This window comes from Pontibacter saemangeumensis, from assembly GCF_039541895.1.
Classification (GTDB): Bacteria; Bacteroidota; Bacteroidia; order Cytophagales; family Hymenobacteraceae; genus Pontibacter; species Pontibacter saemangeumensis.
In genome coordinates this window covers 805,778-821,116 of the sequence record NZ_BAABHC010000016.1, presented here as the reverse complement: position 1 = coordinate 821,116, position 15,339 = coordinate 805,778, and the positions used below count along the sequence as shown (strand labels likewise).

The following is a 15,339-nucleotide window of genomic DNA, read 5'->3' as shown; positions in this document are numbered from 1 at the left end:
CTAAAGCTGGATGCTGCCTCCCTGCAGATTCACATAATCAGGAGCGATATGGCTATATATACCGCAGTTTTAACATCTCAGCCATATATCCGAAACATCCGGTAGCCCCTGTTTCCAATTGTTTCGCCTACCTTCGCTGTGCATCCGTTAACATCTTCACCTAAAACGCATTCTATGCATCAACCGACTTTTACCAAAGTTATATATGGCCTGTCTGCTTTGTTTCTTTTTTCCTGTTCCAATGTGCAGCAGGAGGCGGGAACATCTGCGCAGGCACAGCTGCAGTTGTCCGAAAGCATACGCCTGAACCAGCTTGGCTTTTATCCGAACGCCTCAAAAGTGGCTGTGGTGGTAGGCGAAAACAGCGGCGGTGAATTTTACGTGAAAACAGCCGACCAACAAAAGACCGTATATACCGGCCAGCTCTCAGAAACAAAAGCCGGCGAGTTTTCGAACAGGCCCACCCGCATCGCGGACTTCAGCGAGTTGAAGGAGAAAGGAAGTTTTGTGATCGTCATCCCGGGGGTAGGGCATTCTTATCCCTTCGAGATCGGGCAGGATGTACACAGGGAGGCAGCTGCGGCTTCCATCAAAGGGTTCTACTACCAGCGCATGTCTGCGGACCTGCCGGAAACCTACGCCGGCAAATGGGCGCGGGCCGCAGGCCACCCGGACAACGAAGTGCTGATCCATCCTTCTGCCGCTTCGGCGCAACGGCCGGCAGGCTCCAAAATTTCTGCCCCTCGTGGCTGGTACGATGCCGGCGATTACAACAAGTATATCGTCAATTCCGGCATCACGATGGGCACGCTGTTTTCTGCCTACGAGGACTTCCCGGAGTTTTATAAAACGCTGGAGCTGAACATCCCGGAGAGCGGCAACCAGGTGCCGGACATTTTGGATGAGGCGCTCTGGAACCTGCGCTGGATGATGGCCATGCAGGACCCGCACGACGGCGGCGTTTACAACAAACTCACCAACCCTTCTTTTGACGGCATGGTGATGCCTGCCGAGGCAACCAACTCCCGTTACGTGGTGCAGAAAGGCACTGCCGCCACCCTCGATTTCGCCGCGGTGATGGCCCAGGCCAGCCGCATATTCCGGAACTATGAAAACGAGTTACCGGGTTTGGCGGACTCTACCCTCCAAGCAGCCGTGAAAGCATGGGCCTGGGCGCAGAAGAACCCTGACATGAACTACGACCAGAACGCCATGAACGAGCAGTTTAAGCCGGAGGTTTCTACGGGCGGCTACGGCGACAAAGACTACCGCGATGAGTTTATATGGGCCGCCTCGGAGCTATATGCCACCACGAAAGACGACAGCTACTACAAAGCCGTGAACATGCTGCCGGACGCTGAAATGCCGCTGCCCTCGTGGCCACAGGTGCGCCTGCTGGGCTACTATACCCTCACCCGCTTCGCCGATGAACTGACGCCCGCTGCGCAGCAAGACCTTCCGGATATTAAAAAACGGATCGTTTCTTTTGCTGATGAACTGATGGAAGGTGCCGCTGGCCGCTCGTACCGCACCGTGATGGGCAAAACGGAAAAGGATTATATATGGGGAAGCAGTTCGGTGGCCGCCAACCAGGGCATCGCCCTTATCCAGGCCTACCAGCTCACCAATGATAAGAAATACATCAACGCCGCGCTGTCTAACCTCGATTACCTGCTGGGCCGCAACGCCACCGGTTACTCTTTCCTGACCGGTTTCGGCGACAAACCCATCATGCACCCGCACCACCGCCCATCCGTTGCGGACGGGATAGCGGAGCCAGTGCCGGGCCTGCTCTCCGGCGGTCCGAACGCGCGGGCCGACCAACAGGACAAGTGCACCACCTACACGTCTGCCTTCGCAGATGAGATGTTCACCGATGACGACTGCTCCTACGCCTCCAACGAAATCGCCATCAACTGGAACGCACCGTTTGTGTACCTGGCCGGCGCGATAGAGGCCTTGCAGAACAAGGCCGCCTTATAGGAAGAGCGGTGGTATATATAAAAGAGGCCCGTGCTGCAGAGCAAGGGCCTCTTTTATATATACCAGAGTATAGGAGCCGGGCAGCTATATATAGCTGGTGCCCCGCAGGCGTAAACCACCTATAAACCTATATAGGCAGGAGCTGGAATAGTTTTGTGAGAAACTGGGCGCTTCGGTTTGAAGCTACAGGTGGATTCTATGATATGAAAATACTGTACAGATAGGGATATAAAAATACTGTACAGATAGGTCCCTGCTGTGTATAGGACGGTGCTCCGTTCAGGTGCGGGAGACTCAAAAAAAGAAAGAACTGGTTTCATCACCGGCTTTTTTTTTTTTCTTTACATAGCCTCATTTCCCATTGGCTGTATATAACCTTCACTACTGATTTAAAGCAGATGCATAAGATGAAAAAATCGCTTGTTTTTTTCCTGGTTGCGATAACCCTGAGCCTAAGTAACGCGTGGGCCGTGTCGGTGCCGTCCATCTTCGGGAGCCACATGGTGCTGCAGCAAAATGCGGAAGTAACCGTCTGGGGCTCTGCCAAGCCGGGGGAGGAAGTGACCGTGACCGGCAGTTGGGACAACAAACCAGTTACCACCAAAGGCAGCAACCTTGCCAAGTGGTCGGTAAAGCTGAACACTCCGGCCGCAGGAGGGCCTTACACCGTCACCATCAAAGGCCATAACACCATCACGCTGGAAGATGTGCTGACAGGGGAGGTGTGGCTCTGCTCCGGCCAGTCAAACATGGAATGGTCGGCGGCGGCAGGCATCGACCACGCGGAGCAGGAAGTGCCGAAAGCAACATACCCGGAGATTCGCTTCTTCAGCGTGGGCCACCAAACCGCCGACGGCCCCCAACTCGACGTGCAGGGCGAGTGGGTGGTGTGCACCCCTGAAACCATGAAGCACTTCAGCGCAATTGGCTATTTTTTCGGTAGAGAGTTGTACCAGGCGCTGGATGTGCCGGTGGGGCTGATTAACAGCAGTTGGGGAGGCACGCCCGCCGAAGTGTGGGTGAGCCCCGAGACAGTCGACAAAGACCCGGTGCTGCAGAAAGCGGCCGCTGCCCAGAAGGAGGTGCCCTATGGGCCAGTGCAGCCGGGCAAAGCCTACAATGCCATGATTGCGCCGCTGACGCCTTACAAAATTGCCGGGGCGCTCTGGTACCAGGGCGAGTCTAATACCAACGCCCCGGAGGCATATGCCACGATGCTGCCGGCGCTCATTAACAACTGGCGCAGCGACTGGGGCTATGAGTTCCCGTTCTACTACGTGCAGATTGCCCCCTATAAAGATTACGGGCCGCAGGCCGGCGCGGTGCTGCGCGACGCCCAGCGCCGTAGCCTCCGGGTTCCGAACACCGGCATGGTGGTAGTCAGCGACATCGGTGATAACGACGACATCCACCCCAGAAATAAATTAGACGTGGGCAAGCGCCTGGCAAACCTGGCCCTGAACAAAGCCTACGGCAAGACAGATCGCCCTGCCTCCGGCCCGCTGTTCCGCGAGATGAAAGTGGAAGGCAGGAAAGTAAGACTGTACTTCGACTATGCCGAAAGCGGTTTGGTGAGCAAAAGCAAGGAACTCCCGAACTTCGAGGTAGCCGGCGAGGACGGTAAGTTTGTGAAAGCCGATGCGAAGATAGACGGCAGTACGGTGGTGGTGCAGGCAAAGTCGGTGAAGAAACCTGTGGCGGTGCGCTATGAGTGGAGCAACACCGTGACGCCAGGCCTCTTCAACAAAGCCGGCCTTCCGGCTTCCACATTCAGAACAGAGAACGTAACAGCGAAGCAGGAGTAAGCTAAGCAATAGGGATAAATAGGGCCATAGAGGTGCTTTAAAAACCTCCTCCCAGATGCATACACATACAAACAGCGGGCGCCGGTCAACTATATGACCGGCGCCCGCTGCTTATATATAGCTAAGCTTTGAGACAGCTTTAATCTTCCTCCCTTCCCCAGTTCTTCGCGAGCATGCCTCCCAGCACAATGCCACCCAGGGCCAGCGCGCCCTGCAGTATTTTGTCGCGGTGCAGGCTAAGCCATACCTGCGGGCTGGAGTAGGTGGCCTTGTCGTCGAAGGTGCCGTGTGCGCCGTGGTCCCCGGGGATCGGCTCCCACAGGTTGTGCTTTCGGTTCGGGTCCTCCGGTTCGTTTGTTTGCTGGCCTTCATAGCCGTTTTTCGCCAGTACATAGTCGGCAAACCAGGGCGCTATCTTGTTTCCGATGATGGCTTCCAGGGTCGGGTAGCCGACACGGTACTCGCGGCGGTTGTGCTCGGCGGCATACACAATCACTTTGGCGGCCACTTCCGGCTGGTAAATCTTGCCCATGGGTTGCGGCTTATTGGGCAGCCGTGATTTCACGAAGCCAAACTGGGTGGTGTTCATGGCGGGCAGCTGCACCATCGTTGCCTGCACATTGCTCTTGTCGTGGATCAGTTCGGTGCGCAGCGAATCGTAGAAACCCTCGATGGCGTGCTTGGAGGCGCAGTAGGCTGATTGCAGCGGAATGCCACGATAGGCGAGGGCTGAGCCCACCAGCACAATAGAGCCGCGGTCGCGGGGCAGCATGCGCTTCAGTGCCGAGAGCGTGCCATATACCTGCCCCAAGTACGTTACCTCCGTCACGCGCTTGTACTCTTCCGCCTTCATTTCTTTGATGGGACTGAACACGCTGTTCATGGCGTTGTTCACCCACACATCGATCTCCCCCAGTTCCTTTTCTATTTTTTCGGCTGCGTTTTCCACGGCGTCCGCATCGGCTACGTCCACCGCGTAATAAGCTGCCTTTCGCCCCAGGGACTCAACTTCTTTTTTGGCTCCTTCCAGTCCGTCTATACCGCGGGCGATCAGGGCCACATCATATCCGTTGAGGGCAAACTCACGGGCGATGGCCCTGCCCAATCCGGCTGAGGCTCCCGTTACTACCGCCACCCCTTTGTGGCGCCCGTTGTTGTTATTGTCCATAGTTTTTGCAGGTTTAGTCGTGTCATTTCTTCTGTTGGTGGTACGCCTACTTTCCGAACTTAGTTATAAAGGAGGCGATTGATGCCTTTTGTGTTGGGTTGGACGGGGTGAAGGCGAAGGAACCCGCTTTGTGGCGGCGCGTACAGCCCTAAGACACACGAAAAGCTATGAAAGAAGAAAAAACAATTATTCACCGCATCAGGGAAGACTCCACCGAAGCCACCGGGTACCGCCGCCAGATCGCAGCCCTTTCGGCCGTAGGCTTGTTAGACTTTAGCCTGATCTCTCTTTTTCAGCTGGGTTTTATCCGGCATATGCCCGACCTGCCCGGCAAAGTATTTGACACCGAGAAAGTGAATTCCTCGAAGGACGCGGTGCTGTTGGGAATGCCGGACGGCGTGATCAGCCTGGGCAGCTATGCCGCCACCATCCTGCTGGCTACTGCTGCCACGCGGTACAGGAAGCCGTCGCGTATGCTGGATGTGGCCATGGCCGGCGTGTTAGTGGGGCAAGCTGCTGGCGCGGCGCAGTACCTTTATAAAATGGCGTTTGTTCAAAAGAAAATCTGCATATACTGCGTAGCTGGTGCCGCTATCAACTTCGCCAGCTTGCTTCCGCTGCGGCAACTGTTCAGGCGGCGCGACTAAGCCTTCTCATCTTGTCTGAAAAACAAAAGGCTGAAGCACCTAAAAAATGGTTGCCTCAGCCTTTCCTATATATCCGGTGATTAGACGGTGCCAACGAAGCAACCTATATAGGGCCTATATAGAGCGCCCGCGTTAACCTGCCCTGCTAACTTTTTTCTTCGTCAGCCTCCTCCAGGTGAACGAGGTACTTCGTGAGTTTGTCCCACTGCAGGGCCTGCACACCAGCCCAGCCGCCTTCGGCCACCAGCGTGTTCAGCAGGGCGCGGTTACCGGCTTCCTGCCCCTCGTTGTTGATGCCTTCGTTGCGCCCGATTTCGTAGGCGTGCAGGGTGTTGCCCTCCCGCACCACCCGAAACGTGCTGCTGGCTTCCTTGATGAAGAAATGCTGGATCACCTTATCCCCCTGGCCTCGCTCCTGGGGCTTCTCGCTGGGATGTACTACAAACTCCGCCAGGTTTTCCTCCTCCCGGATGTCAGTCACCTGCACCCAGTTCTCCATGGTGGAGGCCGGGAGAATGATGTCTATATAGTAGCCCACTTCAGGCTTGCGTGCCGTGGTCCGGTGGCCAAGGCTGTCGTAGAGGTTAAACTCTGAGTTGAAGCCCGCCATCCTGGACCATCCGTTTACATCAAACAGCTTCTGTTTTGCCTGCTCAAACGCTTGCCTGGCAGCGGCTTCGTCTGCGAACTCGTTGTGGTTGCTGTACACTTTGTCCTTTGTCTCCTCGCCCTGCACCACCTTTACTTCCTTCTTCAGGTTGTCGAATAAATCCTTCAGTCCCATATCGCTACGCTTCCTCCAAAGCTTTAAAATTACACGTTACACTCAGAAGCAATACGGCCTGAGAACTCAGATGTTTGTGCCTGCTTTCTATTTACTGGCATATGTCTGTACATATATCAATGTCCGTCAAGGTATATCAAAGGGAAGATTGAAATAGGAAGAGGGATATATAAGCTATAAGCCCAGCGCATCCCAAGCAGCTTTAAGCAGGAGACAGTTTGAATTAGACTTAACCACAGGGTAGGAATAAAAGACATAAACACGATTGGCGCTGTGAATCTATCAATTTCCAGGTTGGAAAGAAGGACGGCTTTCCAGGATAGATGCGGGCCTCCGGCCAACGTTATAGAGGGTATTTAGCTGGTAATCAAACCCAACAAGGAGGTGTTCGTTAAAATGAATGAGCCAGAGGTACTATTTTTAACTCAAACCACTATAAGCTATGGAACCAATGGGAGACTTTTTTTTAGGACTGGGTATTATAGGCATCGTGCTGGGGCTGGTGCTCCTGATCGTATATTTATGGAGTATTTTCTGGTCTTATAAGGATGCCGAGCGAAGAGGCAAGCCGGGCTGGCTGGTGGCGCTCGTCGTGGCATTTCTGGCGTGGCCCTTAGGGCTGCTGGTGTGGCTGCTCGTACGGCCAGACCATCGGACAACCTACCGTTAAGCAGACCGAATCAAGAGTTATATATAAAATACCCTCCGGTACACCTGAGGCCAGTTTATCCTTGCCAGCAGGCGCGATACAATGACTGGGCTTCGCGCTGCCTGCGGGTGCAGATTCTAAGTAGAGAAGCGCAGCGGGAAACCATATAGGCGCAGAAAAAAAAAGGCAGCTATATATAGCTGCCTTTTTTTGCTGCGCCTGGTCAAATGTTAGTCTGCGTATACTTCTTCTGTGCTGCCGCACTTCAGCATCTTGTCACCAAAATACGGGTTCTGGATCTCCTCATTCGCGCTGAGCCAGTAGGCGCCCTTGTTGTTGAGGGCCATCGGGCAATGCTGGTAGTACAGGCTCTGGCTTCCCGCGTCATACGCTTTGGCTAAGGAGAATACCGACTCGGAGAGCGGCTCCAGTTGCGCACGCTGCGCCTCCACATCCGAGGCAGCGGCGATCTGCTCTGCACTGCTGATCACCTGGGCTGTTTTCTCCTCGGCATATGCTTTTTCGTCGGTGGTAAGGGTGGCAACCGGCATGGCGTTGGCGGTTCCCAGCACTTCCGTTGCGGCTGCTTTTGCGGCATCGGCATCTGAGGCTACTAAAGCGTCTTTCAGCTTGAGGTACTGGCTCACCAGTTGCGAGATCTGGGTTTTCATCGGCTCCGCCACATTGGAATAGTCAGGCGTCTCCACCACCACACCGGATACCAGGGCAGCCTCAGTCGGTGCAGCCTCCGTGTTCTCCACGGTTGTTTCGGTGCTTTCGGTTGTGTTCTCTGAACAGGCCGAGAAGGTGAAAGCAGCTACAACGGCTGCTGCGAAAAGTGTCTTTTTCATGTTAAATAATTTATCTGGTTAATTTAATGTAAGCTTATTTTTCTGATGGCTTCTCATGGCTCCCGGATTCATCGTGTTCCGATCCGTGGTGTTCTTCCTCAGCAGGCATGTTTTCATCGTGCATCTCTTCGTGGTGTTCTGTGTTTGTAGTGCTGTCAGAGCAGGCTGTGAAGCTGAACGAAGCGACAACGGCGACTGCGAAAAGTGTTTTTTTCATCGTGCTTATATGATATTATAACTATTTATATTTAGAAGCGGGCTTGCTGAAGTGCCACAAAACCGAGTGCAAGCAGTAGCAGCCCATAAAGAAGCCACTTCAGCCACACTGGTCTCCTTTTTGGCTCTTCGTCACCGGTTTTACAACAGTCTTTCATCCTTTTCTTTTTAATCTTAATGTACGTGGCCCTGCACCGGTGCCGGCTTTTGCTCTTTGGCCCTCATCACCTGTCCCTCGCGATACGTTTGCTCTGTTTCGCCGCAGCTTAGCATGGCTTCCCCAAAGTACGGGTTTCGGATTTCCTTTTGCTCGCTTAGCCAGTACGCCCCCTGGTCACCCAGGGCCATCGGGCACTTCTGCCTGAAGAGCACTTCTTTGTCCGTACCGAAGGTCTCCACCGCCTCGATGAGGTGGTTAGAGAGCGGCGAGAAAGCGGTGCGCTGTTTATCCAGCGCCGCGCTTTGCTGGATGGCCTCCGCATGCGTTTTCAGGGCGGGCAGTAGCTGCATCCATTTGGCGTGGGTGCTGCCATCCAGCAGGCTCATGTCTACTTTATCAAGTGCCTGTAGCACATTTCCCGCGGCCTTTTGTGCTGCCGGTGCGTCCGAAGCGACCAAGGCGTTTTTCAGCGACAAATACTTGTCAGCCACGGCGGTAAGCTGGTTTCGGAAAGCCTCCGGAACTTCCATCCGGTTGTTCGCCGGCGCTGTCATCATGCTGTAGTTGCCGCTCAGTTGCGCGGCACCGTCCACGGCAAATACACCGTTGGTCACAACCTGCTCTCCTTTGCTCAGACCAGCCTCTATGAGGTACATATCCCCCAAGCGCGGCCCTAAGGTTACCTCCCGCATCTCAAAAGCCGACGCTTCCCGGTCATCCACCTTCACATAGACCACGGAGCGCTTGCCAGTCCAGAGGACGGCGGTGCGCTGCACGGCCAGGGCATCTTCTGTGCCTTTCGCCTGGGTGGCCGACTTGATTCGCGCGTTCACAAACATGCCCGGTTTTAATTGGTTGCCGGGATTCTGCACCTCGGCTCTTACCTGCACTGCCCGGGTGCTGGCATCCAGCACAGGCGTCATGAACTGAACCTTGGCTTTGAACTCTTCTCCGGGCACACCCTGCACGGTAAAGTTGACCGTGGCGCCTTCCTTGATCCAGGACAGGTCCGTTTCATAAGCATCCAGCACAATCCAGACCGAAGACAGGTTTGCTACCTCAAACAGAACGGAGCCTGTGCTTACGTAATCGCCTACGGCCACCATGCGTGCTGTTACCACACCCGATGCGTCGGAGTGTATATCGAAATTAGTGATGAGCTCGTTCGCGTTTTCAATGCGCTGTATCTGTTTCCCCGACAGGTTCCAGAGCCGAAGCTTCGTTTTAGCCGCCTCATACAGCTCCGGCATGATATCCTTCGACCGGGCCGCTTCCTGCAGTTCGCGTTGCGCCGTGATCAGTTCCGGGGAGTATATAGAGGCCAGTCTTTCGCCCTTGCGCACTTCCTGGCCGGTAAAGTTCACATATAGCTTCTCGATCCTGCCCGGAAACTTGGCGGTGATAGAAGAGACCTTCTGTTCGTTCAGGGCCACGGTGCCGGACAGCATCACCTCATTCTCCGGGTCTACCCGCTGCACGGGGGAAGTCTGAATGTTGGAAAGCGCGATCGCCTCCGGTGTCATCTCCAGTATATAGGGGCTCGGCTCTCCGGTGCCACCGCCCGCGGCGGTTACCGGAATCAGGTCCATGCCACAGATCGGGCACTGGCCCGGGGCATTCTGCCGGATCTGGGGGTGCATGGAGCAGGTATACGTGACCACGCCAGCCGTCTCTCCTTCATGGTCGTGGAGTTCTTCCGAAGCCCTTCCTCCGAAGATCAGCCAGCCCAGCAGCAGGCCACCCAGGGCTACCAGCACGTAGGTTGCGAATTTTTTACTTCTTGGTTTCATGTTTTTATCCTGTAGATAAATAGTATGGAATTCGCCCCTCTGAGGGCGCAGTTTCTCTTAATAGTCGCTGTTCATCATGCGGTTAATGGCCGACACGGCGATGTGCTGGTCGGTGATTGCCTGCAGTTGCTGTTGTTTATACCCGAGTATGGCCTGGCGCTGCCGCAGGATCTCATCGATCCCTGCCCCGGCCACAGTATAGTTGGTCGTGAGCAGGCGGATCGCCTGTTCGTTAAGCTCGATCTGCTCTTCCAGCAGCTGCAGCGTACTGGTAGCGCGCTGGTAGTCGTACAGCAGGTTCTCGAGTTCTGTGAACAATTCGTTTTCGGCAGCCTCTTTTTTAAGGGCAGCCGCCTCCTGCTCAAACTTCGCCTCCCTTTTGGCGGCGTTGTACTTCTTGCGGTAGATCGGCAGCGTTACCGTTACCATCGGCATCACCATGTTCTTCCCGCCCATGCGCATTTCTGTTGCTTCGTCCATCCGGGGCTTGAAGACCATATAGTTCAACCCGAGGCCGAGCATCGGCCGTCCCATCAGCTGGGCCATGCGGTACTGGGCTTCGCGGGCCTTCTCGTCCCACTCGTACATTTTCAGCATCGGGTGGTTCTGGAGGATAGAGTCCTGGATAAGGGCCAGCGCGGCAGGCAGGGCAACAGGCTGCAGCGTGTCTGCTAGCTGTATCTCCTGGCCGGGTTGCCGGTTAAGCAGGTTATTGAAAGCCACCTGAAGCGGCTTTTTAGAGTCCCGGAGCAGCAGCAGCCTGTTCTCCAGGTCCTTTACCTGCACCCGGATCAGGATCACGTCCACCATGCTGCTTCCGGAGGAAGCCATGGAAGTCATGCCGCCGCCGGTCATTCCGGTACTGCTTCCTGCCTTTGATGAAGTATTGCCACCTGCAGAACCGCCGCCCATTCCTGCCATGCCGGACGCGGCACTGCCAGTGGTGGTGCTGCCCATACTGCCGGAAGAAGAGGTGCCCGGGCTTTGGCGTGCAGGGCCCGGGGCGGCTCCTGCCGGGGCAGATTTATACCTGGCAAGTGCTATCCGCTCCAGCGCCTGCAGGATCGCCAGTTCCCGCTCCAGCAGCTGCACTTCCTCGTCTATGCGGTACATGCCCAGCCAGGTCGTGCGGACATCGTGGTAGAGGTTGATTTTGGCTTCGATGAAAGACGCGAACTTCATCTGGGCCATATAGTTCGCCTCGTTCCTGGCCGCGCCCAGCGTACCGAACCACGGGAACATCTGCATAATGGATGCTTCACCGACCTGGTTCCCCATCAGCCTTTCCATGGGCTTCAGGAATAAACCGAAATTAGCTTCCGGATCGGGAAGGGCACCGGCTTGCGGCACTTTCTCCAAGGCTGCCTGGTATTCGGCAAAGCGGGCTTTCAGCAGCGGGTTGTTTTCCCCGGATGTGACCAGGTACTCCTGCAGGGTCTGCGCCCGGAGAGCCGGTGCAAGCACCAGGAGGAGGGCTATATAGGCTACGATCTTTTTCATGCGAGTTCTTTAACTTTTTTTCCAACCTTCACTTCTTCGCGCCAGCTGTACAGCACGGGTACAATAAACAGGGTAATCAGGGCGACCACCATGCCTCCGAACGTCGGGATCGCCATCGGAATCATGATGTCAGAGCCACGGCCAGTGGAAGAGAGCACGGGCAGCAGGGCCAGCAGGGTGGTGGCGGTCGTCATCAGGCAAGGCCTTACCCGGCGCATTCCTGCCTCTAGCACGGCTTTGCGCACCTGTTGCCTCGATTCCGGGTGAAACTTGTCGAAGCTCTGTTTCAGGTAGGTCCCCATCACCACGCCGTCGTCTGTGGCGATGCCGAACAGGGCGATGAAGCCCACCCAGACGGCCACGCTCAGGTTGTAAGTGCGCATCTGGAAAAGCTCCCGCATGTTGGTGTCCCCGAACGAGAAGTTCAGGAACCAGTCCTGGCTATAGAGCCACAGCATCATAAAGCCCCCGGAAAAGGCCATGGCAATGGACGTGAAGATGAAAAGCGTCGTCGAGACGGAGCGGAACTGGAAGTACAGGATCAGGAAAATGATGAGCAAACTGAGCGGGATCACGATGGATAGTCTCCGCTCGGCGCGCACCTGGTTCTCATAGCTCCCTGAAAATTTGTAGCTCACGCCCGCCGGCACCACCAGCTCGCCGGATGCTGTTTTCTGGTTGAGGTAGCGCTGGGCGTCCTCCACTACCGGCACCTCGGCAAATCCGTCTTTCTTGTCGAACAGCACATAGCCCGTCAGGAAAGAGTTCTCTCCGCGGATCATCATCGGGCCGGGGCGGTATTCCAGGTCAGCAATCTCACCCAGGGGCACCTGGGTGCCGCTGGCCGTCGTGATCAAAATCCTGTCCACCGCCTCGGGAGAGTTGCGGTATTCCCGGGCATAGCGGGCGCGGATAGAGTAGCGTTCACGGCCTTCCACTGTTGTTGTGAGCGCCATGCCACCCATCGCCACCTCGATATACTCCTGCACATCGGCCACGTTCAGTCCGTAGCGGGCCATGGCGCTGCGGTCCAGCTCTATCTCCATATAGGGTTTGCCGAGAGAGCGGTCCGCGAATACAGCCTCTGATTTCACAGACGGCACTTCTTTCAGGAAGCGCTCCAGCTGCAGGCTGAAGTCCTCGATCGTTTTCAGGTCCGGGCCATATACTTTCAGGCCCATCGGTGCGCGCATGCCGGTCTGCAGCATCACCAGGCGCGCCTCGATCGGCTGTAGTTTCGGCGCCGAGGTCACCCCCGGTATGTTGGCCACAGATACGATCTCGTCCCATATATCATCCGGGCTCTGGATATGGTCGCGCCACTGCCGGAAGTATTCCCCCCTTTTGTCTTCGATCAGTTCACCGGATTTGTCGCGAACAAATTGGCCCTCCTCATCCACTTTATAGCGGATTCGCTGCCCGTTTGCGTCTGTTTTGTACTCTGATTTATACTGGATGATGTTCTCGTACATCGACATTGGGGCCGGGTCCAGCGCTGTTTCCGCGCGGCCGGCCTTGCCCACCACCATTTCTACCTCCGGTATGGCCGTGATAAGCATGTCCAGCTGCTGCACGATGCGCTTGTTGGCCTCCACGCCGGAGTGCGGCATGGACGTCGGCATCAGCAGGAAGGAGCCTTCGTCCAGGGAGGGCATGAACTCCTCGCCCAATCCCGGAAAGGTGTGCACCAGGCCGCTCCAAACAGAGGTGGTTCTGACGTTGTAGCCCATCGTGTCGACGCCCCTGGCAAACCAGCCGAACACGGAGTTGAAGCCCAGCCAGACCAGCAAGCCTATCAGCATGATTAAGGCCGGCATACTCAGGAACGTCCCTTTGTTGGCCAGGCACCACGCCAGGATGCGGGGATATGCCCTGATGAACAGCGAGAAAGAACCCAGCACCAAGCCGATGATGAGCAGGATGAAAAGGAAATTCAGGAGCAGGCTCACAGAAGCCCCCAGCGGCATCCAATACAGGGCCAGCAGCCACGACACGGCCAGTACCGCAATGCCCACCATCACAGGGGTATTATAGTGGCCAAATCGCTCCGGCTGATAGGAGGTCAGCAGGTTGTTTGCAGCGATCAGGAGCAGGGTAATGCCTGCCAGCGGAAGGATGAACACGGCGATGACACCCAACCCCAGGAGCACCCAGTTCAGGATCTTCGACCAGGAGGCGTTTTTAGACTTCAGCCCAAGGATTGAATGCGCAAACGCGGGCATAATCAGGATGGTGAAGATCAACGAGGCGACCAGGGCGAAGGTTTTGGTGAAGGCCAGCGGCCCGAACAGCTTCCCTTCCGCCGCCTCCAGCGTGAACACCGGCAAAAAGCTGACGATGGTGGTGGAGACAGCCGTCAGGATGGCGGTGGCAACTTCCGTCGTGGCAGTGTAAACGGTCTTCAGCAGCGACTGCCCCGGCGGTGCCTCCTCTATATGGCGCAGGATGTTCTCGTTCAGGATAATGCCCAGGTCCACCATGGTGCCGATCGCAATCGCAATACCCGACAGGGCCACGATGTTGGCATCCACGTCGAAGTACTTCATCATGATGAAGGTCATGAGCACGGCCAGGGGCAGCAACGCCGAGATGAGCAGCGAAGCCCGCAGGTTATATACCATCACAATGATTACAATAATGGTAATGAGGATCTGCAGCAATATGGCCTCGTTCAGCGTTCCCAGCGTCTCGTTGATGAGTTGCGTGCGGTCATAAAAAGGCACCACCGTCACCTTGGAGGTGCGTCCGTCAGCCAGCTTTTTGGAAGGGAGGCCGGCGGAGATCTCGTCCAGCTTTTCCTTCACGTTGTTAATCACGGCCAGTGGGTTGTCGCCGTAGCGGGAGATCACCACGCCGCCCACGGCCTCGGCACCGCTTTTGTCCAGCACCCCCAGCATGGAGCGGTCGGCGGGGCCGATGTTCACGCGGGCGATGTCCTGGATGCGGATCGGCACGTTGTTGGCAACTTTCACCACCGCCGCTTCTATATCCTCCAGGTCCTGCACGTAGCCCAGGCCGCGCACCAGGTACTCCACCTGGTTTATCTCGACGGTATTGGCGCCCACGTCCTGGTTGCTGTTTTTCAGGGTGTTCATCACCTCCATCATGGAGATGTTGTTCGCCTTCATGGCCACCGGGTCCAGATCTACCTGGTACTCTTTTATATAGCCCCCCACCGACGCCACCTCGGCCACGCCTTCAGCGCCTGCCAGGGCATAGCGCACATAAAAATCCTGGATGGTGCGCAGCTCGTGCAGGTCCCAGCCGCCAGCGGGTTTTCCTTCTTCATCACGGCCCTCCAGCGTGTACCAGTACACCTGCCCCAGCGCGGTGGCGTCAGGGCCCAGTTTGGGCGTTACCTCGTCCGGCAGCAGGTCGGCAGGCAGGGAGTTGAGCTTTTCCAGGATGCGGGAGCGGCTCCAGTAGTACTCCGTGTCCTCATCAAAGATGACATAGATGCTGGAAAAGCCGAACATGGAGGTGGAACGGATGGTTTTGACGCCCGGCATACCCAGGAGGGAGGTCGTTAAAGGGTAGGTGATCTGGTCCTCCACATCCTGCGGCGAGCGCCCCATCCACTCAGTGAAGATGATCTGCTGGTTCTCGCCAATATCCGGGATGGCGTCTACCGGCACCGGGTCGCGTGGCAAAAAGCTGACGTTCCAATTGAATGGCGCCACCACAATGCCCCAACTCACGATGAGCAGCAGGAGCAGGGTGGTTACCAACTTCTGCTCCAGAAAGAATTTAATAACGCTGTTTAACATGCTTTAATCGATTGAAAAC

11 protein-coding genes are annotated in these 15,339 nt (G+C 56.0%); 4 read left to right on the top strand and 7 right to left on the bottom strand.

The window, feature by feature from the left end; all coding sequences use genetic code 11:
- Positions 1-174 precede the first annotated feature (174 nt).
- Complete coding sequence (locus ABD920_RS17410; protein WP_345160778.1) at positions 175-1,983, top strand: glycoside hydrolase family 9 protein; 1,809 nt, start codon at positions 175-177, stop codon at positions 1,981-1,983.
- 407 nt (positions 1,984-2,390) lie between these two features.
- Positions 2,391-3,788 carry a sialate O-acetylesterase gene (locus tag ABD920_RS17405; protein ID WP_345160777.1) on the top strand — a complete coding sequence of 466 codons (1,398 nt, stop codon included), beginning with the start codon at positions 2,391-2,393 and terminating at the stop codon, positions 3,786-3,788.
- 139 nt (positions 3,789-3,927) lie between these two features.
- Here the strand turns inward: ABD920_RS17405 and ABD920_RS17400 are convergent, their stop codons facing one another.
- Positions 3,928-4,956, bottom strand: coding sequence for an SDR family oxidoreductase (locus ABD920_RS17400; RefSeq protein ID WP_345160776.1), 1,029 nt, complete (start codon positions 4,954-4,956; stop codon positions 3,928-3,930).
- Between the two features lie 167 nt (positions 4,957-5,123).
- Between ABD920_RS17400 and ABD920_RS17395 the strand changes: the two genes are divergently transcribed.
- Positions 5,124-5,603: a vitamin K epoxide reductase family protein gene (locus ABD920_RS17395; RefSeq protein WP_345160775.1), complete on the top strand. Its 480-nt coding sequence runs from the start codon at positions 5,124-5,126 to the stop codon at positions 5,601-5,603.
- A gap of 145 nt (positions 5,604-5,748) precedes the next feature.
- Here the strand turns inward: ABD920_RS17395 and ABD920_RS17390 are convergent, their stop codons facing one another.
- A complete protein-coding gene (locus tag ABD920_RS17390) occupies positions 5,749-6,387 on the bottom strand; it encodes a hypothetical protein (RefSeq protein WP_345160774.1) in 639 nt (212 codons plus the stop codon).
- 442 nt (positions 6,388-6,829) lie between these two features.
- Between ABD920_RS17390 and ABD920_RS17385 the strand changes: the two genes are divergently transcribed.
- Positions 6,830-7,057: a hypothetical protein gene (locus ABD920_RS17385; protein WP_345160773.1), complete on the top strand. Its 228-nt coding sequence runs from the start codon at positions 6,830-6,832 to the stop codon at positions 7,055-7,057.
- A gap of 209 nt (positions 7,058-7,266) precedes the next feature.
- Here ABD920_RS17385 and ABD920_RS17380 read toward each other — a convergent pair whose 3' ends face one another.
- The 5 genes from ABD920_RS17380 to ABD920_RS17360 all read right to left on the bottom strand — a co-directional run bounded on the left by ABD920_RS17380 (position 7,267) and on the right by ABD920_RS17360 (position 15,320).
- Positions 7,267-7,887: a DUF3347 domain-containing protein gene (locus tag ABD920_RS17380; RefSeq protein WP_345160772.1), complete on the bottom strand. Its 621-nt coding sequence runs from the start codon at positions 7,885-7,887 to the stop codon at positions 7,267-7,269.
- Between the two features lie 34 nt (positions 7,888-7,921).
- A complete protein-coding gene (locus tag ABD920_RS17375; protein ID WP_345160771.1) occupies positions 7,922-8,104 on the bottom strand; it encodes a hypothetical protein in 183 nt (60 codons plus the stop codon).
- 173 nt (positions 8,105-8,277) lie between these two features.
- Positions 8,278-10,053 carry an efflux RND transporter periplasmic adaptor subunit gene (locus ABD920_RS17370; RefSeq protein ID WP_345160770.1) on the bottom strand — a complete coding sequence of 592 codons (1,776 nt, stop codon included), beginning with the start codon at positions 10,051-10,053 and terminating at the stop codon, positions 8,278-8,280.
- A 57-nt stretch (positions 10,054-10,110) separates the two neighbouring features.
- Positions 10,111-11,553: a TolC family protein gene (locus ABD920_RS17365; protein ID WP_345160768.1), complete on the bottom strand. Its 1,443-nt coding sequence runs from the start codon at positions 11,551-11,553 to the stop codon at positions 10,111-10,113.
- Positions 11,550-15,320, bottom strand: a complete 3,771-nt coding sequence (locus ABD920_RS17360) for an efflux RND transporter permease subunit (RefSeq protein WP_345160766.1) — start codon at positions 15,318-15,320, stop codon at positions 11,550-11,552. The genes ABD920_RS17365 and ABD920_RS17360 overlap by 4 nt, the downstream gene beginning before the upstream one ends.
- Between the last annotated feature and the right edge of the window lie 19 nt (positions 15,321-15,339).

What these genes read in the sequence shown, in the direction of transcription:
- ABD920_RS17410 (WP_345160778.1), top strand. Translation starts at nt 175, where the DNA reads ATGCATCAACCGACTTTTACCAAAGTTATATATGGCCTGTCTGCTTTG.
- ABD920_RS17405 (WP_345160777.1), top strand. Translation starts at nt 2,391, where the DNA reads ATGAAAAAATCGCTTGTTTTTTTCCTGGTTGCGATAACCCTGAGCCTA.
- ABD920_RS17400 (WP_345160776.1), bottom strand. Translation starts at nt 4,956, where the DNA reads ATGGACAATAACAACAACGGGCGCCACAAAGGGGTGGCGGTAGTAACG.
- ABD920_RS17395 (WP_345160775.1), top strand. Translation starts at nt 5,124, where the DNA reads ATGAAAGAAGAAAAAACAATTATTCACCGCATCAGGGAAGACTCCACC.
- ABD920_RS17390 (WP_345160774.1), bottom strand. Translation starts at nt 6,387, where the DNA reads ATGGGACTGAAGGATTTATTCGACAACCTGAAGAAGGAAGTAAAGGTG.
- ABD920_RS17385 (WP_345160773.1), top strand. Translation starts at nt 6,830, where the DNA reads ATGGAACCAATGGGAGACTTTTTTTTAGGACTGGGTATTATAGGCATC.
- ABD920_RS17380 (WP_345160772.1), bottom strand. Translation starts at nt 7,887, where the DNA reads ATGAAAAAGACACTTTTCGCAGCAGCCGTTGTAGCTGCTTTCACCTTC.
- ABD920_RS17375 (WP_345160771.1), bottom strand. Translation starts at nt 8,104, where the DNA reads ATGAAAAAAACACTTTTCGCAGTCGCCGTTGTCGCTTCGTTCAGCTTC.
- ABD920_RS17370 (WP_345160770.1), bottom strand. Translation starts at nt 10,053, where the DNA reads ATGAAACCAAGAAGTAAAAAATTCGCAACCTACGTGCTGGTAGCCCTG.
- ABD920_RS17365 (WP_345160768.1), bottom strand. Translation starts at nt 11,553, where the DNA reads ATGAAAAAGATCGTAGCCTATATAGCCCTCCTCCTGGTGCTTGCACCG.
- ABD920_RS17360 (WP_345160766.1), bottom strand. Translation starts at nt 15,320, where the DNA reads ATGTTAAACAGCGTTATTAAATTCTTTCTGGAGCAGAAGTTGGTAACC.